The sequence below is a fragment of the Embleya scabrispora DSM 41855 genome (genome assembly GCF_000372745.1).
In the GTDB taxonomy this organism is placed as follows: Bacteria; Actinomycetota; Actinomycetes; order Streptomycetales; family Streptomycetaceae; genus Embleya; species Embleya scabrispora.
Genome location: NZ_KB889562.1, coordinates 98846 through 122667 on the forward strand (window position 1 = coordinate 98846; position 23822 = coordinate 122667).

Annotated in this window: 22 protein-coding genes; 6 read left to right on the forward strand and 16 right to left on the reverse strand. The window is 72.9% G+C overall.

The window, feature by feature from the left end; all coding sequences use genetic code 11:
• Nucleotides 1-18 precede the first annotated feature (18 nt).
• Together A3IC_RS0102400 and A3IC_RS0102405 are read left to right on the forward strand one after the other, a co-directional pair.
• On the forward strand, nucleotides 19-723 hold the full coding sequence (locus tag A3IC_RS0102400; protein ID WP_020548463.1) for an HAD family hydrolase: 705 nt from the start codon (nucleotides 19-21) through the stop codon (nucleotides 721-723).
• Nucleotides 723-1163 (forward strand): NUDIX domain-containing protein, encoded by a 441-nt coding sequence (locus A3IC_RS0102405; RefSeq protein WP_020548464.1) that lies wholly within the window; start codon nucleotides 723-725, stop codon nucleotides 1161-1163. Before A3IC_RS0102400 ends, A3IC_RS0102405 begins: the two co-directional genes overlap by 1 nt.
• A 195-nt stretch (nucleotides 1164-1358) precedes the next feature.
• Here the strand turns inward: A3IC_RS0102405 and A3IC_RS0102410 are convergent, their stop codons facing one another.
• A complete protein-coding gene (locus A3IC_RS0102410; protein ID WP_020548465.1) occupies nucleotides 1359-1937 on the reverse strand; it encodes a TetR/AcrR family transcriptional regulator in 579 nt (192 codons plus the stop codon).
• A 156-nt stretch (nucleotides 1938-2093) separates the two neighbouring features.
• Here A3IC_RS0102410 and A3IC_RS0102415 point away from each other — a divergent pair, with 156 nt between their 5' ends.
• Nucleotides 2094-2990: an SCO6745 family protein gene (locus A3IC_RS0102415; protein WP_040876038.1), complete on the forward strand. Its 897-nt coding sequence runs from the start codon at nucleotides 2094-2096 to the stop codon at nucleotides 2988-2990.
• An 89-nt stretch (nucleotides 2991-3079) separates the two neighbouring features.
• On the opposite strand, the gene ureB is transcribed toward A3IC_RS0102415, so the two are convergent.
• Complete coding sequence (gene ureB / locus A3IC_RS52100; RefSeq protein ID WP_020548467.1) at nucleotides 3080-3637, reverse strand: urease subunit beta; 558 nt, start codon at nucleotides 3635-3637, stop codon at nucleotides 3080-3082.
• A gap of 325 nt (nucleotides 3638-3962) precedes the next feature.
• Between ureB and A3IC_RS0102425 the strand changes: the two genes are divergently transcribed.
• Nucleotides 3963-4394: a type II toxin-antitoxin system PemK/MazF family toxin gene (locus A3IC_RS0102425; protein WP_020548468.1), complete on the forward strand. Its 432-nt coding sequence runs from the start codon at nucleotides 3963-3965 to the stop codon at nucleotides 4392-4394.
• 30 nt (nucleotides 4395-4424) lie between these two features.
• On the opposite strand, the gene A3IC_RS0102430 is transcribed toward A3IC_RS0102425, so the two are convergent.
• The 9 genes from A3IC_RS0102430 to A3IC_RS0102470 form a co-directional block, all read right to left on the reverse strand.
• Complete coding sequence (locus A3IC_RS0102430) at nucleotides 4425-4775, reverse strand: cation:proton antiporter (RefSeq protein ID WP_020548469.1); 351 nt, start codon at nucleotides 4773-4775, stop codon at nucleotides 4425-4427.
• 1 nt (nucleotide 4776) lies between these two features.
• Nucleotides 4777-5040: an MrpF/PhaF family protein gene (locus A3IC_RS0102435; protein WP_020548470.1), complete on the reverse strand. Its 264-nt coding sequence runs from the start codon at nucleotides 5038-5040 to the stop codon at nucleotides 4777-4779.
• Complete coding sequence (locus A3IC_RS0102440; RefSeq protein WP_020548471.1) at nucleotides 5037-5600, reverse strand: Na+/H+ antiporter subunit E; 564 nt, start codon at nucleotides 5598-5600, stop codon at nucleotides 5037-5039. Before A3IC_RS0102440 ends, A3IC_RS0102435 begins: the two co-directional genes overlap by 4 nt.
• Nucleotides 5597-7168, reverse strand: a complete 1572-nt coding sequence (locus A3IC_RS0102445; protein ID WP_020548472.1) for a Na+/H+ antiporter subunit D — start codon at nucleotides 7166-7168, stop codon at nucleotides 5597-5599. Before A3IC_RS0102445 ends, A3IC_RS0102440 begins: the two co-directional genes overlap by 4 nt.
• The gene (locus tag A3IC_RS69950) at nucleotides 7165-7953 is read right to left on the reverse strand and encodes a Na(+)/H(+) antiporter subunit C (RefSeq protein WP_020548473.1); all 789 of its coding nucleotides are present in this window, start codon (nucleotides 7951-7953) and stop codon (nucleotides 7165-7167) included. The genes A3IC_RS0102445 and A3IC_RS69950 overlap by 4 nt, the downstream gene beginning before the upstream one ends.
• Nucleotides 7950-10778, reverse strand: a complete 2829-nt coding sequence (locus tag A3IC_RS0102455) for a Na+/H+ antiporter subunit A (RefSeq protein WP_020548474.1) — start codon at nucleotides 10776-10778, stop codon at nucleotides 7950-7952. The genes A3IC_RS69950 and A3IC_RS0102455 overlap by 4 nt, the downstream gene beginning before the upstream one ends.
• Nucleotides 10779-10953: 175 nt before the next feature.
• Nucleotides 10954-11310, reverse strand: coding sequence for an arsenate reductase family protein (locus tag A3IC_RS0102460; RefSeq protein WP_020548475.1), 357 nt, complete (start codon nucleotides 11308-11310; stop codon nucleotides 10954-10956).
• A 198-nt stretch (nucleotides 11311-11508) separates the two neighbouring features.
• Nucleotides 11509-12588, reverse strand: a complete 1080-nt coding sequence (locus tag A3IC_RS0102465) for an NAD(P)-dependent oxidoreductase (protein ID WP_245599127.1) — start codon at nucleotides 12586-12588, stop codon at nucleotides 11509-11511.
• 155 nt (nucleotides 12589-12743) lie between these two features.
• Nucleotides 12744-16049, reverse strand: a complete 3306-nt coding sequence (locus tag A3IC_RS0102470; RefSeq protein ID WP_020548477.1) for an AfsR/SARP family transcriptional regulator — start codon at nucleotides 16047-16049, stop codon at nucleotides 12744-12746.
• Between the two features lie 168 nt (nucleotides 16050-16217).
• Here A3IC_RS0102470 and A3IC_RS0102475 point away from each other — a divergent pair, with 168 nt between their 5' ends.
• Nucleotides 16218-17264: an NADP-dependent oxidoreductase gene (locus A3IC_RS0102475; RefSeq protein WP_020548478.1), complete on the forward strand. Its 1047-nt coding sequence runs from the start codon at nucleotides 16218-16220 to the stop codon at nucleotides 17262-17264.
• 53 nt (nucleotides 17265-17317) lie between these two features.
• Nucleotides 17318-17923 (forward strand): NAD(P)H oxidoreductase, encoded by a 606-nt coding sequence (locus A3IC_RS0102480; protein ID WP_020548479.1) that lies wholly within the window; start codon nucleotides 17318-17320, stop codon nucleotides 17921-17923.
• 158 nt (nucleotides 17924-18081) lie between these two features.
• On the opposite strand, the gene A3IC_RS0102485 is transcribed toward A3IC_RS0102480, so the two are convergent.
• The 5 genes from A3IC_RS0102485 to A3IC_RS0102505 form a co-directional block, all read right to left on the reverse strand.
• Nucleotides 18082-20628, reverse strand: a complete 2547-nt coding sequence (locus A3IC_RS0102485) for an ABC transporter permease (RefSeq protein WP_191864138.1) — start codon at nucleotides 20626-20628, stop codon at nucleotides 18082-18084.
• Nucleotides 20628-21377, reverse strand: a complete 750-nt coding sequence (locus A3IC_RS0102490) for an ABC transporter ATP-binding protein (protein ID WP_020548481.1) — start codon at nucleotides 21375-21377, stop codon at nucleotides 20628-20630. Before A3IC_RS0102490 ends, A3IC_RS0102485 begins: the two co-directional genes overlap by 1 nt.
• Nucleotides 21378-21618: 241 nt before the next feature.
• Nucleotides 21619-22263: an ArsR/SmtB family transcription factor gene (locus A3IC_RS0102495; RefSeq protein WP_020548482.1), complete on the reverse strand. Its 645-nt coding sequence runs from the start codon at nucleotides 22261-22263 to the stop codon at nucleotides 21619-21621.
• A 200-nt stretch (nucleotides 22264-22463) separates the two neighbouring features.
• Nucleotides 22464-22991, reverse strand: a complete 528-nt coding sequence (locus A3IC_RS0102500; protein ID WP_026217804.1) for a DUF1697 domain-containing protein — start codon at nucleotides 22989-22991, stop codon at nucleotides 22464-22466.
• A 176-nt stretch (nucleotides 22992-23167) separates the two neighbouring features.
• Nucleotides 23168-23734, reverse strand: a complete 567-nt coding sequence (locus A3IC_RS0102505; RefSeq protein ID WP_020548484.1) for a TetR/AcrR family transcriptional regulator — start codon at nucleotides 23732-23734, stop codon at nucleotides 23168-23170.
• Between the last annotated feature and the right edge of the window lie 88 nt (nucleotides 23735-23822).

Below are 23822 nucleotides of genomic sequence, written 5' to 3' on the forward strand. Positions count from 1 at the left end.
ACAGAGACGAAACGAACCATGCACACGCCGACGGGCCTCCCGCGTCAGGTCCTGATATTCGACGCCGACGACACGTTGTGGGAGAACAACGTCCTGTTCGAACGGGTCATCGACGACTGGCTCGACTGGCTCGACCACCCCACGTTGAACCGGACCGAGATCCGCGCGATCCTCAACGACATCGAGGCCGCGAACGCGATCACGCACGGGTACGGCAGCAAGATGTTCCTGCGCAGTCTGGGCGAGGCGCTGGAGCGGCTGCACGCGCGGCCGGCCACCGAGGCGGAGCTGCGGCACATCGAGCAGCTCGCGGTCGCGCTCGTGGAGAACCGGGTGGAACTGGTGCCCGGCGTCGTCGAGACCCTCACCACGCTCGGCGCGCGCCACGACCTGATGCTGCTCACCAAGGGCGACACCGAGGAGCAGCAGCGCAAGATCGACGCGTCCGCGCTGGCGCACCACTTCGGCAGCGTGCACATCGTGCCGGAGAAGGGCGTCGACGCCTACGTCGAGCTCACCCGCGCGCACGGGCTGGCGCCGGAGACGACCTGGATGATCGGCAACTCCCCCAAGTCGGACATCCTGCCCGCGCGCGGTGCGGGGCTGGGCGCGGTGTTCATCCCGAACGCGCACACCTGGGTCCTGGAACAGAGCGAGCTGGACCCGCACGACGATCGGGTGCTGACGCTGAACGCGTTCCCCGAGCTGCTGAAGCACTTCTGATGGCGACGAACCGGCCGACCGGCCCGTCCGTGTCCTGCGTCTTCATCTGCCACGACGGGACCGGGCGGGTGTTGTTGGCCCGCCGATCGGCGGCGGCCCGGGACGAGGCCGGCACCTGGGACACCGGTGCGGGGGCGTTGGAGTGGGGCGAGACGTTCGAGAGCGCGGTGGCTCGCGAGGTGCGCGAGGAGTACTCGACCGAGCCGTTGTCGATCGAGACGATCGGGGTGCGCAACGTGCTGCGCGGTGACCCGGTCGAATCGCACTGGGTCGCGGTGGTGTTCGCGGTCGAGGTCGATCCGGCGCGGGTCGCCATCGGTGAGCCGCACAAGTTCGACGCACTGGAATGGTTCGCCCCCGACGCCCTGCCGACCCCGCTGCACTCCCAGTGCGCGGCGGGCCTGGCGTTGCTCCGGGACCGGCCGGACCGGGCCCGGTAGCCGGATCGGGTCGGCACCGATCGCGCCGTCGCGCCGACCCGCCCACCGGCTCGGTGGGCGGCGGTGCGGGCTCACCGGTCGTGGGGCATGCCGCCCGGGTCGGCGTGCGCACCGGCGCCCGAATCGTTCCTTCCGGGCGGTCGGGGCGCACTTCCGGGCCGAGCGAGGCGCGCGGTGTCGCGTCCCACCCCGCCATCACCCGGCCACGGGCCCGGAGAACAACATGCCCGCCAGCGCCCGGAAGGTGCCGTCCGGATCGGCGGCCTCGGGGATCCCACCGGACAGGCACAGGGTGGCGTAGCCGTGCGCGAGTGACCACGCGGCGAGCACCGCCTGGTCCGGATCACCCCGGCGCTCGGCCGGCACCCCCGCGACTCCGCCGCGCAGCGACGCACCGGCCCGGGCCCGTTGGCGCAGCAACTCCGGGTCCGTGCCGTCGACCGCGTGCGGGCGGTTCATCACCTCGAAGTGCGCGCGATGCGCGAGCGCGAAGCGCACGTACCGCACGCCGAGTTCACGCAGTGCGTCCAGGTCGCCGGGGGCGACCTCGGCGAGGGTGTCGGCGAGCAGCCCGTAGCCCTCGGCGGCGATCGCGGTCAGCAACCCGGTCTTGTCGCCGAAGTGGTGCGCGGGGGCCGCGTGCGACACACCCGCGCGGCGGGCCAGGTCGCGCAGGCTGATCGCGCCGATCCCGTCCGAGGCCACCACATCGAGCGCGGCGGTGAGCACGGCGCGGCGCAGGTCGCCGTGGTGATAGGGGCGTCCGGTGGTCATGGATGGATGTTACCCGGGATCTAGGCATTGACAAGTTTGCGGCACGAGCGCAATCTTGCCAGTGACAAGTTACGCCGGATACGGCGACACGGGAGCGGCCGCACGGATGCACGACGACGGGCCGGACCGCGCCGAGGAAACAAAAGGGGACAGGACATGAGTGCGACGAACGAGACCCTTGACGCCGGCCCGGCCCGCCGGATGTGGCAGACCCTGGAGCCGTTGCACGCGTTGAACTACTACTCGCCGCAGATGTTCGAGGAGGCTGCGGCGCTGGGCTACGCGGTGGACGAGCGATGGCCGGCGTACTTCGCGATGCGGGCCGCGGCGCTCGGCGCGGCCTCCGCCGAGCTGGTCACCTCGACCTTCTACAGCTTCAGCCCGGCGATGGTCGCCCGGTACGTCCCGCGGGTCTGGTCGATCGCTGATCCGACCGCCGTACTCGCGGCCCGGCTGCGCGCGGCGGACGCGACGCTGCGCTGGGCGCTCGGCGAGCGGGTGTACGCGCCGGAGATCGCCGAGGCCGCCGCGCTGACCCGCACAGTGGCCGAGGCCGCAGACACCGTGGGCCGTCCGCTGGCCGCCGCGCACGCCGCGCTCCCGTGGGCCGACGAGCCGCACCTGGTGTTGTGGCAGGCGATCACCCGGCTGCGCGAACACCGGGGCGACGGCCACATCGCGGCCCTGGTGGCGCACCGCCTGGACGGCGTCGAGGCACTGGTCTCGCACAGTGCCGCCGGTGCGGCTCCGGCCGAGGTGTTCGCCAGCCGGCAGTGGACCGCCGACGAGTGGGACGCGGCGCGCGAGCGCCTGGTCGCCCGAGGCTGGCTGAACGCCGACGGCACCGCCACCGAGGCGGGCCGGACCGGCCGCGACTCGGTCGAGGCGCTCACCGACGAACTCGCCGCCGGGCCGTGGGAATCCATCGGCGCCGCCGAGGCGGCCCGACTGGCCGACCTGATCCTGCCCGCCGTGATGGACACGATCGGCACCGGCCTGCTGCCGATGCAGTCCACGCTCGGGATCGGCATGACCTACCCGCACCGGAGCTGATCGCCGAGCACACGAAACGACGGTCCCCGGCGCCGGGTCCCGGGGCGCTGCCGCGGTGGCCGATGACGGGGCGGGACGGGAAATCGTCGTCAGCGCGGGCCCTTTCCCGCGGCGCCCGGCGCGGACCCCGGCTTGGTCGGCGGCCGAGTACCCGGCTTGTTCCGGACCGGGCGGCCGGCGGGTCGGCCCGCCCGGCCGGCCGGGGGTTGCGCCGCGCCTGCGGCGGGCGCCGGTGCGTCCGAATCGATCCGTCCGGCCCGCGCATGCGCCTCCCGCAGGCCGTGTTCGATCGCGCGCAGCGTGGCCCCCAGCCGGGCCGCCCGCTGTGCGGCGCCGCCGCCGCCGTGCGGCAACTCGGAGCAACCGACCAGGCGTCCCGAGCCCGCGAACGGGCGCAGTTCCACCTGCCGGGTGGCGCCCGGCTCGAACCGGATCGAGGTACCCGCCGCGATGTTGGGCCGCATCCCGAAGGTCGCCGCCCGGTCGAAGGCGAGCGTCGGGTCGACCTCGAAGAAGTGGAAGTGCGACCCGACCCGGATCGCCCGGTCGCCGGTGTTGTGCACCGGGACGATCAGCGTCCGACGATCCGCCGCCGACTCGGCCGGGTGGTCGCGGTAGAGGTACCGCTGTGGCTGGGCCGTGACCATGGGCTCGGACCTCCTGGGCAACGGGCTGCGGGCGACGGGAAGCGTGGACGCGGACACCAACCGGCGGCCGCGTGCGACGGCCCCTGCGGTCGGGCGCGGGCCCGGCCGACCCGGGTGCGGGCGCGCCGAGTCACGGGCCTCGGACCCGGCTGCTCCGCGGATCGGTGACGGACGCGCGGGCCCCGGCGTGCCCTCGGTCGAGGGTTGTCTCGTCCCGGGTATCCACCACTCCGACCCGTCAACCTCACGCATCGGAGTGAAATATGACGATCCGGCGCAACCCTCGGCCTCCCGCCGTCGCGCCCGGATCGGGTAGACAGGCGTCATGAAGTTCCTCGTCCCGGCCCTCGCGGTCGTCCTCGCCGTGGCCGCCCTCGCATGGTTCCTGAGCCGCCGCCGAGCGCGCACCGCGCCACCGACCGTGCCCTTCGGCCGCTCGGCCCGCCCGGCCCCCGGCCAGATCTGGTGGGCCTCGGTGCCCTTCGACGAAGGCGACGAGGCCAAGGACCGCCCATGCCTGGTGGTCCGGGTGGGCCCGCGCGGCGCCGAGGTACTCAAGATCACCAGCCGGGACCAGAGCACCCGAGACCGCTATGTGCGACTGCCGACCAAGACCTGGGATCCCGACGCGGAGCACCGCAGTTGGCTGGAGACCCGACCGCTGCGCTCGATCGGCCACGACGCCTTCCGCCGCCCCGCCGGTGTGTGCGATCGACGCGTGTGGTCCCGGATCAGCCGCGCCCACCGGGTGCGCTGACCGGCACCGCGCCCACCGGCCGGTCCACTCTCAGCGCTTCGGGTCGGCCCCGTCGCCGAGTTCGTCGATGGCCAGGTCCCCCGTCGGCAGTTGCGGCAGCCGATAGACCGCGTGCCCCACCAGGTGGGTCGCCACCGGGACCGTGGTCAGTTGGAAGAACGCCACCATCACCAGCATCCCGATGTCGATCCCGCTGCGCAGCCGCAGCCCCAACCCGAGCGTGACCAGCAGCAGGCCCAGGACCTGGGGTTTGGCCACCGTGTGCATCCGGGACAGCGTGTCCGGGAAGCGCAGCAGCCCCACGCCCGCCACGAACGCGAGCGCGCAGCCCGTGAGCAGGCACACCGCGGACGCGGCGTCGGCGAACTCGCCGGCCCGCACGTCAGTCGCCCTCGCGCGCCGAGAAGCGCACGATCGACACCGAACCCAGGAAGCCGACCAGGGCGAGGGCGAGCAGCACCGGCACGGTCGTGGTGTGCCGGTTCAAGGTGGCCTCCGCCGCGACCGCGGCCAACACCACCGCGAGCAGCATGTCCACCGCGACCGCCCGATCCAACGTCGAGGGCCCGCGTACGAGCCGGATCAGCGCGAGCACCGCGGCCGCGCCGAGCAGCACGATCACGGCTCCGCCGACGAGCGGATTCATCGACCACCTCCGGAAGTTCCGGTCGAAACGGCACGTTCCTCGCGGGTGCCGAACGCGGCGACCACCCGAGCCTCCAGACGCACCACCGCCCGCCGAGCCGCCTCCACCGAGGCAGGGGTGTCGGCGCCCAGGGCGTGGATGAACAACATGGTGGGTCGACCCCGACGAATCTCGACCACGATGCTGCCGGGGATCACGTTCAGCGCGAGCACGGTCAGCGTGAGCAACACATCCGAACGCGTGGCCAGCGCGACGCCCACCACCGAACTGCGTGGCAACCGCCCCGGCCACAACGCCTGCCAGGCGACCCGCAGCGAGGACACCACCAGATCGAGCGCGAACCGGACCACGAACCGGACCAGTCCGAACGGCCGGAACACCAACCGGCCGGGCGCCGGCGGCAGCGGGAGCAGCACCTGTAACAGCACCGCGACCACGAGCCCGGTGAGCACGTTGGCGATGGTCAGCGTGCCCCACAGCGCCACCCACACCACGGTCAGCCACCCCACCGGCAGCGGCAAGACGCGCCGGGTCCGGGACCGGATCCGGCCGACGGTCACCGATTCGCTCCTCGGGCGAACCCTCCGGGCAGCGGCACGGCCTCGATATAGGCGCTTCGACCCACCAGTTCGGCACCCGTGCGATCGGTCAGCGCGACGAGCGGGCCGGCCAGCACGGTATAGGCCACGCCCACCGCGACCAGGGCACCGGACGCCAGCGTCATCGCGCGCGGCAACGCACTGCTGGTGGCCACGACATCGCGCCCGCTCAGACTCGCGGCGACGGAGTACGCGGTCGCCCCCGAGGCGTCCGGCGAGCTGCCGAACACCTGCCCCCACACCCGGGCCATCGCGTACAGCGTCAACAGGCTGGTCGCCACCGCGGCGCCGATCAGCACGTAGGCCGCCGACGAGCCGATCTCCGCCCCCGCCCGCAGCAGCAGCCATTTGCCCAGGAACCCGGACAGCGGCGGGATCCCGCCCAGGTTCATCGCGGGCACGAAGAACAACACCGCCAACGCCGGCGACATCCGCGCCAGCCCGCCCAATCGGCCCAGGTCGGTACTTCCGCCGCGCCGCTCGATCAGCCCGGCGACCAGGAACAGCGAGGTCTGCACGGTGATGTGGTGAACCGCGTAGAACACCGTGCCGGCCATGCCCGCCGCGCTCGCGAGGGCGATCCCGAAGACCATGTAGCCGATGTGGCTGACCAGTGTGAAGGACAACAGCCGATTCAGGTCGCTCTGCACGATCGCGCCCAGGATGGCGATGATCATCGTCGCCGCGGCCACCACGAGCAACAGTTCGCGCAGCCGCCCGTCCGGGAACAGCAGCGTCTGCACCCGGATGATCGCGTACACACCGACCTTGGTGAGCAGCCCGGCGAACACCGCGGTCACCGGCGCGGGCGCGGTCGGGTACGAGTCGGGCAACCACGCGGACAGCGGGAACACCGCCGCCTTGACCCCGAATCCGATCAGCAGCATCGATTCCAGGACCAGTTGCACGCCGGGATCCACCTCCGGCAGCCGCACCGCGAGCTGGGCCAGATTGACCGTGCCGGTCGCCGCGTACACCATCGCGATCGCGGACAGGAACACCACCGACGACAGCAGGCCGACCACCACGTAGCCGGCGCCCGCGCGCACCCGGGCGGCGGTACCGCCGACGGTCAACAGCACGTAACTGGCCGCGAGCAGTACCTCGAAGCCCACGTACAGGTTGAACAGGTCGCCCGCCAAAAAGGCGTTCGCCACTCCCGCGACCAGGATCAGATAGGTGGGGTGGAACACCGACAGCGGCGTGGCCTCGTCCTCGTCCGCACGGCCCTGGCCGATCGAATAGACCAGCACGCCCAGGGTGACCGCGCAGGAGACCACCAGCATCAGCGCCGACAGCCGGTCCGCCACCAGCACGATCCCGGTCGGCGCCGGCCACCCCGCCACCCGGGCCACCACCGGGCCGTCCCGATCGGCCGCCACCAGGAGTGCGATCGCCACGCCGAGCACGGCGGTCAGCACACCGACGCTGATCAGCCGCTGACCGCGCGGCAGTCGGCCACCGATGGCCAGTTTGAGCCCGGCGCCGAACAGCGGCAGCAGGACCGGGAGCGGCACCAGATGGTTCATCGACCGGGCCCGTTCCGATCCCGCTCGGGACCGGCGGGGTCGCCGACGTCGCGCGGAAACTCGGTGTCGGGCACGGCGTCCACCACGCTGTCCGCCCGGGCGACGGCCGCCCGTTCGGCCCAGGCCTGCCGGTTCAACGCGCGCCGGGCCCGTCGGAAACGGGCCCGCAGCTCGGCCTGTTGGATACGGTGCTCGGACTTGATCCCGCGCAGCCGCAGTCGCAGTTCCTCGCGGCGCTCGCGCGCGATCCGCTGCGCCTGCGGCCGACCGCCCTGCCCCCGTGGGCCCACCCCCAGCCGCCGGCACTCGGCGGCGTAGTTCGCCCGGGCCTGTGCCCCCAGACGTCGCACCAGCGCTCGGCGCTCCCTGGTCTGCCTGCGCAACTCGCGGCGCAGTCGCCGGTGTTCGGCGCGCAGGTCGCCGCGCTCGGCGCGGCGCACCACCCGCAGGTCCTCGATGTCGTCCTGGACCTCGTCGGATCCGGTCAGCTCCCAGTGCCGGTGCGCCATCGCCAGCACGAACGCGGTCACCGCGAGCGTGATCACGATCGCGGTCAACACCATCGCCTGCGGGAGCGGGTCGTTCATCGCGGACGGCAGCGTCACCCCGAGCACGGGGGCGCCGCCCGCACGACCGCCACCGGAGAGCACGATCAGGTTGGCGCCGTTGCCGATCAGGACCACGCCGAGCAACACCCGGGTCAGGCTGCGTTCGAGCACCAGGTATACCCCGACGCTCACCAGCACGGCCGCGGTCAGTACCAGGATCAGGGTCGGGCTTTTCATACGATCACCGTGCGCTCGGCGTCCTGGTCCCGGGTCTGCTCGATGCGTCGGTCCAACTCCGCGCCGAGCGCGCTCAGCACGTCCTGCACGAGGCCGACCACGAGCAGGTAGACGCCGATGTCGAAGAACACCGAGGTGGCGATGTGTACGTCACCGAAGGGCGGCAGCGTGCCGTCGATCACCGTGCTGCGCAGCGCCGACCCGCCCGCGATCAGGCCGACCAGTCCGGTCCCCGCGCCGATCACCAGTCCGGCGCCCAGGAGCCGACCGGCGGGCAGCGGCGCGGCCTCGGCCAGTTCGTACCGTCCGCCGGCGAGATAGCGCACCAGCAGCGCGAGCCCGGCGGTGATGCCGCCCGCGAAGCCGCCGCCCGGCGTGGAGTGGCCGCTGAAGAGGAAGTACAGCGACAACACGAGCACGGTCGGGAACACGACGCGCGCGACCATTTCGAAGACCACCGTGCGCCGCTCGGGGACCAGCGTTTCGGCGGCGACCGGCCGGGGGCCGCGCGCCGGCTGGTCCGGGGCGCGGTCGCCCAGTCGGGGCAGGGCGCGGTCGCGGCGGACGAAGATCAGGCTGGTCACGCCGATCGCGGCAACGGCCAGGACGGCGATCTCGCCCATCGTGTCCCACGCGCGGATGTCCACCAGCAGGACGCTCACGATCTCCTTGCCGCCCGCCTCCTCGGCCGCGGCGGCGAACGCCCGGGACACCGGTGGCCGGGTCCGCGCGGCGAACGCGGAGACGGCGACACCCGCGAGCACCGCACCGGTGAGCGCACCCAGGACGATGTGCACGACCCGGCGACCGGGCCGGGTGGTGTCGCCGAACCGGCGCGGCAGTCGGCGCAGCACCAGCAGGAACACCACCACGCTGACCGTCTCCACCAGGCCCTGGGTGAGTGCGAGGTCGGGGGCGCCCTGGAGTACGAACAGGGTCGCGCAGCCGTAGCCGGTGACGCCGACCAGGAGGACCGCGGGCAGCCTGCCCCGGGTGCCTGCGGCGATCAGCGTGGTGCCGATGACGAGCAGGCAGACCACCAGTTGGGCGGCCGAGTCCGACCAGCGCGGCGAACGCGGGAACGGCAGCGGGAGGTTGCCCAGGGCGGTCGCGGCGATGATCGCGATCAGGCTGAGCAGGATCACCCCGACGTAGACCGGCATCGAGCCGCGCTGGGTGGTGCCGGTCAGTTGCAGCGCACTCCGGTCCACGCCGCGCACGAGCGCGTCGTACAGGCGCGAGGGTTCGATCCGCGCGGTGGCCGACTGCAGGCGCAGCACCGGCTCGCGGGCGAGGAACAGCACGACGCCCACGCAGATCGCGGCGGCGGACAGGTTCAGCGCGATGCCCGGGCCGTGCCACAGGGCCAGGTGGTAGTCGCTCCCGGTGGACGGGAACAGGTCGGCGTACGAGGAGATCCAGTGGTCCAGCGCTCCTGCGGCGAGGCCGAGCGCGAGGCAACCCGCGCCGAGCAGGAGGGCGGGGCCGAGCAGTAGTGCGCCCGCCGGCTCGCACCGGGTGGTGGGCACGCCGGGTTTGCGGGCGAAGGCGCCCCAGACGAAGCGCAGGCTGTACGCGGCGGTCAGCGCGGACCCGGCGACCAGCACGCCGAGCACGACGGTGTCGGTACGGCCCCGGTGCAGGAACGCCTCGTAGACCGCCTCCTTGGCGACGAATCCGACCGTCGGCGGCAGCCCCGCCATGGACAGCGCGGCCACCACCGCGGCCAGGCACGTGATCGGCATGGTCCGGGCCAGACCGGAGAGCCGGCGCAGGTCCCGGGTGCCGGCCGCGTGGTCGACGACGCCGACCACCAGGAACAGTGTGGCCTTGAACAGGGCATGGGCGATCAGCATCGCGATGCCGGCGAGCGCCGCGTCCCGGTTGCCCGCGCCGGTGACCGCGGTCAGCAGGCCGAGTTGGCTGACCGTGCCATAGGCGAGCACCCGCTTGAGGTCGTCCTCGCGCAGCGCCCGCCAGCCGGCCAGGAGCAGCGTGGCACAGCCGGCGATCAGCACGATCGGTCGCCACGGATCGAGTTCGGCGAAGCCGGGGGCCAGTCGGGCGACCAGGTACACACCGGCCTTGACCATCGCGGCGGCGTGCAGGTAGGCGCTGACCGGGGTGGGCGCCGCCATCGCCGCGGGCAGCCAGGAACCGAACGGCACGATCGCCGCTTTGGCCAGCGCGCCGACCAGGATCAGCACGATGGCGGTGGTCACGAGGGTGCCGCCGGGCGGGGCGGCGAGGATTTCGGAGAGCAGGTAGGTGCCCGCCGTCTGGCCGAGCAGGATCAGCCCGACCAGCATCGCCAGGCCGCCGAAGGTGGTCATGGTCAGCGCCTGCATCGCGGCCCGGCGCGAGCCGCGGTGTTCGCTGCGATGGCCGATCAGCAGGTAGGAGAAGACCGTGGTCAGCTCCCAGAACACGTACAGCAGGATCAGGTCGTCGGTGGTGACCAGGCCGATCATCGCCCCGGCGAACGCGACCAGGACCCCGGCGAACGCGCCGAGCCCGGGCTCGTCGGCGGCGAAGTAGCGGGCGCAGTAGACCAGGACCAGGACCCCCACGCCGGCCGCGAGGAACACCATGAGCAGCGCGAGCGCGTCGCAGCGAAACGCCAGGGAGACACCTTGCTGGGGAATCCACTCGCGCGATTCGACCACGGGCCGGCCGTCGAACACCGAGGTGGCCCGGGTCAGTGCCCATCCCGTGGTCGCCACCGCCAGGGCGGCGAGCACGAGGAAGGCATTGCGCCCGAGGCGTCGGACCAGCCACGGGGCGATCGCCGCGACCACGAAGTACGAGGCCACCGAGAAGATCATGACGTCAAGATATTGGGCGATTCGGCCAAATCACCTTTAATCGGACGAATGTCTCGGGTTTTTCCGCCTGTTCCGGCAATCGCCGAGCGGAGTGCGGCATTCGGATGGCCGCGGCGGGGTCGCGGCCCCGCTCGGACTCGGGCTCGGTCGCCATGTCGCTCGGTCCCTCGGTCCCTCAGTCGAGGACCGAGCGGACCGCCTCGGGAGTGCGGGCGACCACGGCGCTACCGTCGTCGGCGGTGATGATCGGCCGTTGGATCAGGATCGGGTGCTCCGCCAACGCGGCGATCCAGCGGCCCCGTTCGGCCTCCTCCCGGGCCCAGGTCCGCATGCCCAGTTCGCCCGCGATCGCCTCTCCGGTACGCGCGATCTCCCACGGCTCCAGTCCCAGACGGGCCAACACGCCCTCCAGCTCGGCCGCCGTCGGCGGCTCCTCCAGATAGCGCCGCACGGTGTACTCGGCCCCTTCCGCATCCAGCAGCGACAGCGCCGACCGACACTTCGAACACGCGGGATTGATCCAAATCTCCATGACCCCCGACCGTACCCTCCCACCACCCTCGCCCCGCCCCGCGGTTTCGGCCGAGAGCCCGTCGACCGACGGCACGCGAAGTCCTCGCGGGAGCACCCGCCATCGGGCGCCGAGTGGACGGCGGCAGGACGGGGCCGGTTCGCCTCGGCCTCGCGAACTCGACCGGCGGGGCGGTCTGCCTCGCATCGACGGCGTCCGTCACATGGTCACCACGGGTATGCCGTCCGGGCGGCCGGCGAGCAGGGCCGCGATGTGGTCCGCGCAGCGGAGGGCCGCTGTGGCCATCGCGCTCCTGGTCATCCCGGCGACATGCGGGGTGAGCAGGGCGTTCGGCAGGCCGAAGAGCGGCGAGGCGAAAGCGGCGTGTTCGTGCTCGAAGGTGTCGACGGCGGCGGCGGCGAGCGGGTGTGCGGGGTCGCGCAGTGCGTCGGCCAGCGCCTGTTCGTCGACGATCCCGCCTCGGGCGGTGTTCAGCAGAATCGACCCCGGACGCATCAGCGCCAGCTCCGCCCTGCCGATCAGCCCTCGGGTCTGCGCGGTGAGCGGCACGTGCAGGGAGACCACGTCACTGGTCGTCAGCAGCGCGGTGAGGGAGTGGGCCGGGGACACCGATACCTCGGTCGGGCGCCGCGACAGGCCCTGGACCCGCATGCCCAGGGCCTTCGCCCGGTCGGCCAGGGCCAGACCGATCCGCCCCGGCCCGACGATGCCCAGGGTCAGCTCCGAAAGCTCCACCGTCGGTGCGGCCGGGGTGCGCCAGTTGCCCCGGTGCGCGGCCTCGTTGTGCGCCGGGAGGTCCCGGGTCAGGGCGAGGAGCTGGGCCAGGGCGAACTCGGCGACCGCGTTCGCATTGGAACCGGGGGTATGGGTGACCATCACGCCGTGACGGGCCGCGGCCGCCGACTCGACGTGATCGGTGCCCGCCCCGGCCCGGCCGATCACGCGGAGCCGGTTGGCCAACCGGGCATCGGTCGCCGCGGCGAGGAAAGCGGCGCGCAGCGGCACGCCGGCACGGGACTTGACCGCGTGGTAGCCGAGTCCGTCCCGGACCATCTCGGCGAGCAGCGCGGACTCGTCGAAGGCGTCGAAATCGGTGAAGTCCACCCGACCGGCCCAGGCAGCGCGCACGCCGGCCGGATCGGCCACCCGCCGGAGATTCAACGTGACCGCCGGCCCGTGGTCGAGCAGACGCTTCAGCTCCCGATCAAGCAGATCGCCGGGAGCCGCGTCCAACAGCAGGATTCGGGCCCGCTCCATCTGATCCCCCTTGCCCCGCACGAACCCTATTGTGGTCCGGGCACCAGACACCGAGAGCCCCGCGGCCGGCCCGGTGCCGGCAGAGCCCGGAAGTCCACGACTCGGCCCACGCGATTGAGCAACCCCTGCGCGGCTCGAACCCACCGCGACCCGGCTCAGCGGTGACCGACATCGTCTTACCCATCCGACGAGTCGACCCCCGCGCCGAAGGCGATCGCGTATGCCGAAGGCCCGAGCGCCTCCCGAGCCGCCGCCGCGATCCGCGTCACATCGCCGAGTTCGCCCACCGGCAACGGCGCGCCGATCGAAGCGCGGAGCGCGTCCGCGCGGCCCAGCAGCGTGGCCGCCTCCACCGCCCGACCCGAGATCGCCTCGACCCCGGCCAACCCCTCCAACGCCAGCGCGACGGCCCGCGGATCGCCGGACGCGCGCGCCGCCGCCAGGCCCTCCTCGTGCCATTCCCGCGCGCCGACCGCGTCCCCGCGCAGTTCGGCCACGAAGCCCAACTCGGCCAGCAGCAGCGTCACCCCGTAGAACGGCACGCCGTAGTCGTCGTGCAGCCGACGATTCCACTCCAGCGCGTTGCGCAAATGCCGCTCGGCCGCCACCAGGTCCCCCGCCCGGCGCGCCCCGAGTCCGAGTCCGACCTCGGCGAACTCCTCCGCGAACCGGTCCGACCGCTCGACCGCGAGCCGCCGCCCACGCTCGTGAAACTCCTCGGCCCGCGCGAAGTCACCCCGCAACAGCGCGATCCGGCCGAGCCCGGACCACCGGTACGACACGTCGGTCCACAGGCCCAACTCCTCGGCTCCGCACAGCCCTTCGCGATGCAGCGCGGCGGCGCGGTCGTACTCGCCCGACACTTCGGCCACATAGGCGAGTTGGTCCGATGCCTGCACGAGCCCCCACCGCTCGCCCAGCGCGGCGAACCGGGCCGCCGCATCCTCGGCCGCCGCGCCGGCCGCCGCCGGATCGCCGCGGAACATCACCGCCTTCGCCCGGCCGGTCAACGCCGCCGCGATACCCCACGCGTCGTCCGCCGCGCGAAAGCCGACCAGGGCCCGCTCGATCAGTTCGCCGCCCGCGTCCGCGTCGCCCACATGCAGGTGCGCCAGGCCAAGGAACCATTCGGCCCGGGCCCGCCCCTCCACGATCCCGTCGTACGCCCGCAACGCGTCCCGGCTCTGCCGGACCAGATCTCTGCCGTCCCCGATCAGCATGGCGAACCCGGCCCGCCAGGCCCCCGCCGCCACCCGAGCCGGGTCCACCGCACCCGCACCCGCACCCGCACGCGAATCCGAATCCGAATCCGAATCCGGACGAGCCCGCACCGCCAACGCCGCGTCCAACGCCCGCCACGCCTCGCGATAGCGCCCGCGCAGGAACCGGTACCACGCCGCTCCACCGGCCAGCCGCACCGCGAGCCCCGCGTCCGCGCGCCGCGCCGCGCCGTCCAACGCGCTGCGCAGGTTCCCGCCCTCCGCGTCCAACCGGGTCAGCCACTCACGCTGATCGGGGCCGTACAGCCGCGGCCCGGCGTACTCGACGAGCTCGGCCACCCAACCGTCGTGCCGCCCCTGCACCGCGTCGAACTCGCCCGCCGCGTGCAGGCGTTCCACACAGTACGCGGCAACCGACTCCAGCAACCGATACCTCGGCCCGTACGGACCCTCGACCACGACCACCAGCGAACGATCGACCAACCGCCCGACCAGGTCGAGCACGTCGGCGCGGGCCACGTCGTCCCCCGAGCAGACCGCCTCCGCCGCCTCGGGAGCGCTTCCGTCCACGTGGATCGCCAACCGGCGCAGCACGATCCGCTCCGCCGCGCCGAGCAGTTCCCAGCTCCAGTCGATCATCGCGCGCAGCGTCTGCTGCCGGGCCGGTACCCCGCGCCGACCCACGCCGAGCACTCGGAACCGGTCGTCCAGGCGCGCCGCGAGCCCGTGCACGCCGAGCCCGCGCACCCGGGTCGCGGCCAGTTCCAGGGCCAGCGGAATCCCGTCCAGGCGACGACAGATCGCCGCGACCGCGTCCGCCGTATGCCCGTCCAGTACGAACCCGGGTGCCGCGGCGGCGGCGCGAGCCACGAACAGCCGTACCGCCGTGGACTCGGCCAGTGCCGTCGGATCAGCCCCGGCGGCCGGCACCGCCAGCGGCCGCACCACGCACAGCACCTCGCCGCCCACCGCCAGCGGCTCACGGCTCGTGGCCAGGATCCGCAGTTCCGGTGCGGCTCGCAGCAGCAGGTCGGCCAGTTCCGCGATCGGTTCGATCACATGCTCGCAGTTGTCCAGGACCAGCAGCAGCCCGCGCCCGCGCAGCGCGTCCGCCAGCCGGGTCCGCGACTCGGCCGCGCGATGCCCCGCGCCGGCAGTGGCCTCGTCCCGGATGCCCAACGCCGAGGCGATCGCGTCGGCCAGGTCGTCGCCGCTCGGGTCGCGCCGACCGGCCAGTTCGACCAACCACACCCCGTCCGGGAAGGACGGATCGTCCACCGCCCGGGCCGCACTCTCCAGGGCGAGCCGGGTCTTGCCCACCCCGCCGGGACCGGTCAGGGTCACCAGGCGAGCGCTCCGGAGCAGCCCGTCCACCTCGGCCGCCGCCTCCTCGCGACCGACCAGTTCGGTCAGCGCGGCGGGCAGATTGCTCCGTGCCCGCGCGTGCGCCGCCACGCCGGCTGCCACCCCTGTCGGCGCACCGGTCGCCGCACCGGCCGGCGCCGCGACCGGAGTCAGGCTCGGGTCCTGGGCCAGGATCGCCCGGTGCAGAGCGGCCAACTCCGGCCCCGGATCCAGGCCCAGCTCCTCCGCCAACCGCTCGCGCAGCTCGGCGTACCCGGCCAACGCCTCCTCCTGCCGCCCGGAGCGGTACAGCGCGCGCAAGTGCGCCGCGCGCAGCCGCTCCCGGACCGGATGCAGCGCGACCTGCTCTCCCAGCTCATCCGCCAGCGCCGTGTATTCGCCCAGTTCCAGGCGAGCCTCGGCGTAGTCCTCGATGGCCGTCAGCCGCTGCTCGTCCAGCCGGGTGATCGCCGCGCGGGCGAACTCCTCGTCCCGAAAGTCGGCGAACGCCGGCCCACGCCACAGCGCGAGCGCATCCGCGAGCAACCCCGCCCGGGTGCGCACGTCGGCACCGGCCCGCGCCCGCGCGGTCAGTTCGGCGAACCGATCCGCGTCCACGGCGTCCGCGTCCACCCGAAGCTGATAGCCGGGCGGGCGATGGACGACCAGTTCACGCCCCCCGGGCTCGCCCGCCTCCAGCGCCCGGCGCAGCTGGGAGACCTTGGTCTGCAGCGTGTTCGCCGGATTGCCCGGCGGGTCCGCGCCCCACAGGTCCTCCACCAGCAGGTCCGCCGAGACCGGGCGGCCGCGGTGCACGAGCAGGTCGGCGAGCAGCGCGCGCACCTTCGACTCCGGGACCCGAACCGGCTGTCCGTCCGCCGTCCACACCGCCAGCGGACCCATCACCCCGAAGCGCATGCCGCCACGTTAGCGCAGGTCAACCGGGCTCTGACGGTCGCCCGCCGGTGCCCGTGCGTGGACCCGCAGGATTCCGTGCGCGGCCGACGGCACTGTCGTGTCATCGAGTTCGGGACGGCCCGAGCAAGACACACGAACAGCACGACACACGAACCGGGAGCACACACCATGTCCGTCGACGCCAACACCCGCATCACCGGCGCCACCCCCGTCGCCGGCCGGGAGATCCGCCTGGCCGCCCGTCCGGTGGGCACCCCCACCGCCGCCGACTTCCAACTGGTCACCGCCGCGATCCCGGCCCTGGCCGAGGGCCAGATCCTGGTCCGCAACACGTGGATGTCGGTGGACCCGTACATGCGCGGTCGGATGGACGATGTCGAGTCGTACATCCCGCCGTTCGAGCTCGGCGCGGTTCTGGACGGCAGCGCGGTCGGCGACGTGATCGCCTCCCGCTCCGACGCCGTCCCGGTCGGCGCGACCGTGTCGCACTTCGCCGGTTGGCGCGAGTACGCGGTCGTGGACGCGGCGACCGCCGTCGTACTGGACATCTCCGCGGTACCCGCCCAGGCGTACCTCGGTGTGCTGGGCACCACCGGATTGACCGCGTACGCGGCGCTGACCGAGGTGGCCCCGGTCCGCGAGGGCGACACCGTGTTCGTCTCCGGCGCGGCGGGCGCGGTCGGCAGTGTGGCCGGCCAGATCGCCCGCAAGCTGGGCGCGGCCCGGGTGATCGGCTCGGCGGGCGGCCCGACCAAGGTCGCGCGGCTGCGTGACGAGTTCGGCTACGACGTCGCGCTGGACTACCGCGCCGGCGCGATCGGCGATCAGCTCGCCCAGGCCGCTCCCGAGGGCATCGACGTCTATCTCGACCACGTCGGCGGCGACCACCTCGAAGCGGCGATCGCGAACGCCAAGGTCGGCGCCCGGTTCGCCCTGATCGGCGCGATCAGCGGCTACAACGCGACCGAGCCGGTGCCCGGTCCGAGCAACCTCTTCCAGGCATACACCCGGCGGCTGAACCTGCGCGGCCTGCTGGTCACCGACCACTTCGCGCTGTTCCCGGAGTTCACCGAGCGCGCGCTCGGCTGGCTCGGCGACGGTTCGCTGCACACGAAGGAGACCGTGTTCGAAGGCATCGAGCAGGCACCCGCCGCCTTCCTCGGTGTGTTGAACGGCGCCAACACCGGCAAGATGCTCGTCCGCCTGGCCGACTGACCCACCTCCCCCGCTCCCTCGTCACCGACACCACCACCGAGGAAGGCCACGCCATGACCGCCGAAGCACCGCACGCCCTCGTCGTCCTCGCCCACCCGCGGGCCGACTCGTTGACCGCACGAGTCGCCGCCCGGGCCCGGGCCCGGCTGCCGGCCGACGGCCACACCGTGGACGTACTCGACCTGCACGCCGACGGGTTCGATCCGCGGATGACCGTCGAGGACGAACCCGACTGGGCCGACCGGGACAAGGTCTACAGCGTGGAGGTACGCGCGCACATGGCCCGGATCGAGGCGGCCGACACGATCGTCGTGGTCTTCCCCATGTGGTGGTTCGGCCTGCCCGCCCTGCTCCAGGGTTGGATCGACCGGGTCTGGAACTACGGCTTCGCCTACGGCCGCAGCCGCCCGCGCCTGGCCGGCAGGCGCATGTTGTGGCTCGGCCTGGCCGGCTACTCGCACGAGCACTTCACCAAGGGCGGCTGGGACGAGCTGCTCGACCGCCGCCTCCGCATCGGCATCTCCAACTTCGCCGGCATCGAGAACGCCCACGTCCACCTCTTCCACGACACGGTGGCCACCGGTGCCCACGACACCGACCTCCTCACCGCCGCGGAAGACGCCATAACCACCTTCACCCAACCCCCACCCACAACCTGACCCCCCTCACCCCCGAGGCGCCGGCCGAGCTCCCAAGCCCGACCGGCGCCCAACGCCCTTTCCCTACCGGCATTTGAGGCGAACCAGCCCCGCCGGCGTTTGAGGCGACCGCGGCCGAAGGCCGGGTCCAACCAGCCCGGCCGCGCGCTTGAGGCCGATCAGTCCCGCAACCCCATCGTGTCCGCCGGATTGCCCCGCAACGCCACACGCGCCGGCAAAACCGTGGCCACGAACGCCAACCCCGTCGCCGCGACCAACACCGCCGCATACGTCAACGGCGGCGCGTACGGAGACGCACTCGCGGTCATCCCCACGCTGTACGCGGTCAACGTCGCGTACGCGACCACCGACCCCAGCACTGCGGCCAACAGCACCACGGCCCCGGTCTCCCAGCGAAGCATCCGCATCACCTGCCGACGCGTGGTGCCCACCAGCTGCAACAGCGCGAACTCGCGCCGCCTCGCCGACGTCGCCATCACCAGCGTGTTCACCACCGCGATGCCGGTGAACGCGATGATCAACCCCATCGCGACATAGTTGACCTGGGCCTGGGTGCCGGCCTGCTCCCGACGCGCCTGCTCGACCTCGCCCCGATCCAGCACCCGAACCCCGGGAAACTCGCCCACCGCCCGTTGCAACGACTCCCGCGACAACGCCGCCGCGGCCGTACCGGAAACGAGCACCGCCTCCGCCGCCGGCCGGTCCACGTGCGCCGCCACCACCGCATGAGGCAGCGTCAGATCGCCGAAGCCCAGGCCGCGTTCGTACACCGCGATCACCTTCAGGGTGACCTCGACCCCGTCGCCCATGGTGATCCGCAGATCGGCGCCGACACCGACCCCCTTGGTCCTGGCCGCCAGTTCGCTCACCGCGACCGTGCCGTCGGCGAGCGCCGCGAACGAGCCGGAGCGGGTCTTCGGGTCGAGCGTGCGCCACACGCCCTGCGGAGTGACGCCCTGGGCCGGGAACTTGTCCTGGCCGGCCCGTACGAGCGTGTGCAGGACCTCGGTGGCCACCTCGACCCCGGGCACCGCCCGCACCGCCTCCGCCGCCCTGCCCGGCACCCCGGGGCCCGCGACCAGCGAGTACGACGCCAACGTGCCCGCCTTCGCCTGCTCCGCCGCGGCGTGGCTCGCCGTGGTCTGGGTGAACAGGATGGTGGACGCCATCGCCACCGCCAGGCTCAGCGGGGTGACCACCGCGGCCACCCGTTCGGCGGCGGCCCGCGCGTTGCGCGCCGCCAGGAACCCGCTGATCGGCGACAGGCGCCCGACCAGCAGCCCCAATACGGCCACGCCGGCACGCGCGAGCAGCGGACCGAGCAGCGCGATCGCGACGGCGGCGAGGATCACCGTGAGGAAGGTGACCGGCGTGGACTTGGGTTCGGTGTCCAGCGTGCTCAACACCAGCAGGAGTACGCCATAGCCCAGTGCCGCGACCACACCGCCGATCGTGCGCCCGATGCCGAGCCGCGGTCGCTCGATCGCCGCGTCCGCCAGCGCCTCGGTCGGCCGGACCCGCGCGGCCCGGCGCACCGACACGCGCGCCGCGGTCCAGGCGGCGAGCAGCGTCAGCAGTACCGCGCCGATCAGCGGGATCGGGCTCAGCTTCAGTGCCAGCGTGTCCGGCAACGCGCCGAACGCGACGAACCGCCCGTGCAACCAACGGGCCAGCCCCAACCCGGCGAACGCGCCGAGCGCGCCCGCGATCAGCCCCACCACCAGTGCCTCGCGGCCCACCATGCGGCGGATCTGCCGAGGCGTCGCGCCGATCGCGCGCAACAGCGCGATCTCGCGCCGGCGCTGCTGGATGGACAGCGCGAAGGTGCCCACCACGACCAGGATGGCCACCAGCAGCGAGGTGCCGCCGAGTGCGCCGCCCAGGCTGACCAGGGTCACCCGGGCCTTGGCCGCGGCCGGGAACTCGGCCGGCCCGCGATCGGTACCGGTACGCAGCTGCGCGCCGGTGCCCGCCAGCGCTTCCCGAGCCGCCGCGCGCACCGTGCCCGGGTTCGCGCCGGGTGCGGTGAACAGGCCCACCGAGGCGACCTGTCCGGGGTGTCCGGCCAGTTCGCGGGCGTCCGCGTCGGCGAAGAACACGCTGGCCTGCCGGGCCAGGGCGTCCCGGCCGGGCGGCGCCGCGATGCCCACCACGCGGTAGGCGCCCGGCGCCCGACCGGCCTGCACGGTGACCGTGCCGCCGACCCGGACCCCGGCCCGGCGGGCGAGGTCCGCGTCCAGCACGACCTCGCCGGTCGCCGCCGGTGCCCGACCCGCGCGCAGCGTGAACGGGGTCAGCCGGGCCGACTCCCACGCGTGTCCCCACGCGTTGCCGTCGGTGTCCAGGGCCCGGCCGCCGGGGGTGAGCACGTGGGCCGAGAAGGTCAGTTCCGGAACCACGGCCTCGATACCCGGTACCGCGCGCAGTTTGCCCACGGCGGCCGCGTCCAGCCAGGCCCGCTCGGTCAGCGGCTTCGACTTGGTCTTGGTTTTGCCCTTCTTGTGCTTGGTCCAGTGCAGGTTCTGGTCGGCGGTGACCACGGTGTCGGTACCGGCGTAGCGCTCGATCCGGATGTCGCCACGCAGGCCGGTCTCCAGCAGCGCGCCGCACGCGGTGACCAGGGCGGCCGCGCACACCAGCGCGACGAACGCGCCGGCGAAGCCACCCTTGCGGGCACGCAGGGTACGCAGGGCGAGGAAGAACATCAGGCCCACGCGCCCAGGTGCGTCATCCGGTCCGCGATCCGGTCCGCGCCGGCCCCGGCCAGTCTGTCGGTGATGCGTCCGTCGGCGAGGAAGAGCACCTCGTCGGCGTAGGACGCGGCGACCGGGTCGTGGGTGACCATCACCACGGTCTGGCCCATCGCGTCCACGGTGTCGCGCAGCAGTGCCAGCACCTCCTTGGCGGTGACCGTGTCCAGCGCACCGGTGGGTTCGTCGGCGAAGACCACCTCAGGCCGGGTGACCAGCGCGCGGGCGATCGCGACCCGCTGCTGCTGGCCGCCGGACAGCTCCGCCGGCCGGTGTTCGGTACGCCCGGTCAGGCCCACCCGCTGGACGATCTCCGCCAGCCAGGCCCGGTCCGCCTTCCGGCCGGCCAGGCGCAGCGGCAGCGTGATGTTCTCCAGCACGGTCAGCGAGGGCATCAGGTTGAACGCCTGGAAGACGAAGCCGATCCGCTCGCGCCGCAGTTCGGTCAGGCCGGTCTCGGACAGCCCGGACAGGTCGGTGTCGCCGAGCCGTACGCTGCCGCTGGTCGGCCGGTCCAGGCCGGCGGCGCACTGGATGAACGTACTCTTCCCGGAGCCCGAGGGCCCCATGACCGCGGTGAAGCTGCCGCGGCGGATGCCGACGGTGACGTCGTGCAGGGCGGTGACCGCGGCGGTGCCCTTGCCGTGGATGCGTCCCACGCCGGTCAGCGACACGGCGTCGGGTATCTGGTCGTGCGTACTCATGGTGCGGTGCCGCCCTTGTCTGTTCGGATGGGGATCGGTGCCGAGCCGGACGGATTCCGGAGTCGCCGAAACGGGCGCCGGCGCGCGGCGCATCGGTGGCTCGGTGCTCGGGCCTGGGTGAAGTGCTCGGGTCTCGAATATCCGGGTCTCGAATATCCGGGTCTCGCATGCCCGGGTCTCGCATGCCGGGGTTCCGGCTGCCGGGGCCGCGCGTCGGGGCCCGATCGCCGGGCCCGGCGACTCAGGGCCGGTCGGTTCGGGGCTCGCCGGTTCCGGGGTCGGCGCTCTCCGGTGCCCCGTCGTCGTCCCCGTCGTCGTCCCGCCCGCTGTGCGAGGCCGGGAACGCGAGGAAGCGCGTCTGTACCGGGCGCGCCTCGGCAGGCAGCGGGCCGGCCCGCTTGTACCGGTTCAGCAGCGCGATGTACTCCTCGAAGAATTCGCCCAGTTCGGCCGGCGTGACGTGGATGGTCCCGCGCGAGTACGGCATGTCCATCCCCTCCTCGGCCTCGGTCGCGGTCTGCGCCTTGCGGTATTCCTCCAGGTCGGCCGCGAAGGCCAGGCGGTTGAGCTCGTCGACGACCGGCCGGATCTCCTCGCTCTGCTCGCTGCGCGGCGGAAACCGCAGGTCCCGTTGCACGGCGCGCCACCACCGCTCGCGCCCGTGCGCGTGCGGATCCGCGAAGTCCTCGACGAACCCGTGTCGGGCCAGTTCCCGGAGGTGGTAGCTGGTCGCGCCGGTGTTCAGGGTCAGTGCCCGGGCCAGCGACGCGGACGTCGCGGGCCCACTCGCCTCCAGTTCCCGCAGGATCCGTTGGCGCCGGGGGTGCGCCAATGCCTTCAGCGCTTCGAGCTCGCTGACATCTCGGCGTTCCGGGAACACGGCCACCTGTGCACAATAATCTGTGCACAGGAAATTGTGCAACGGTTTCGAGCACGATCGCACCCGTCGGCGGTCTGGTCCCGGCACCGGAAGCCCGCCGCCCCGCCCGACGGCGCGGCGGGTCCGAAAGGCCACTCGATCACCCACTGCCGAGCATCGGGCCGATCAGGTGCAACCGAGGCCGTCGACCTCCCGTCGCCCCGTTCTCACTCCACCATCGCGAGCAGTTTGGTCACCGTGTTCCAGTTGCGGACGGTGACCGTGTCGCCGAGCTTGCGGGTCAGGATCGGCGACAGCCGCGCCTTGCCCAGGCCGTCCGGGAAGTACATGTACAACACGCGCTCGCCCACCCGCAGTCGGTCCGGCGCGTAGCTGTCCGGATCGACCTCGCCGAGCACCGCCGGATCGGCTGCGGGGCTCAGGAACGCCACCGCGAATTTGGCCGGGTCGGATACCTCCAGCGGATTCGCCGCGACCACCGCACGCAACTCCGCGCCGCTGCGCACCATCACGTCCACCGCGAACCCGAACTCGTCGGCCAGCCCGGCCTCGATCGCCGCCACCAGATCGGCGGTCCGCGGTTCGGCTGCCTCGAACACCGCGTTCCCGCTCTGCAACAGCGTCTTGACGTCGGTGTATCCCAGTTCGGTCAGGACGCGACGCAGGTCCGCCATCGGCACCCGTCGATGCCCGCCCACGTTGACGCCGCGCAACAGCGCCACGTACCTCGTCACCACGTGCCTCCCTCGCACCCGGGTTCGCCCATGCGACGCCCGCTCCCACGCACATGATCGAACCGATCCCCGCGGATTCCGTCGCATTCGGCGAAGGCGCGCCGAAGCGGGCCCGGTCGTGGCCGATCGCGTCCCGCCGGGCGACTCGACTCCGGGCGCGGTTTCGGCGCGCCGGCTCAGCCGGGCCAGTTCTCCAGCGCCACGTGCAGGGCCTCCACGGCCCGGTCGAAGGACTCGCTCGGCTTGCGCGCGTGGCCGAACCCGCCGTTGCCCTCGATCACCACGAAGCCGTGGAACGCACTGCGCAACAGCCGTCCCGCGTCGGTCAGGTCCGGCTCCTCCAGGCCGTAGGCACGCAGCATCGCGTAGGTGTTCTCGACATTGCGCCGGTGGCCCTCGGAGGTGGCCAACAGCGCCGGGTCGATCCGCGCCTGGGTCGCCGCATAACGGCCGGGACGCTCCAACGCGAACTCCCGGTACGCCCGCGCGAAGGCGACGAGCGCGTCCTTGCCCGCCCGGCCCGCGACCGCCGCACCGAGGCGATCCGCCAGTTCGTCGGCGGCCAGCATCGCGATCCCGAGCCGCAGTTCCCGGAGGTTCTTCACGTGCGAGTACAGGCTCGCGTCCTTGACCCCGAAACCGCGCGCGAGCGCGGTCAGGGTGATGTTCTCGAACCCCACCTCGTCCGCCAGATCCGCCGCCGCGCGAGTCACTCGTTCCGCCGTCAGTCCCGCCCGAGCCACACGTCACCCTTCCGTCGAGGCGCCGGTCACCGCGCCGTCCGCGCTTCCTAGAGCCTCTAGGTATTTGCCTAGGGTACCTAGGCACTGT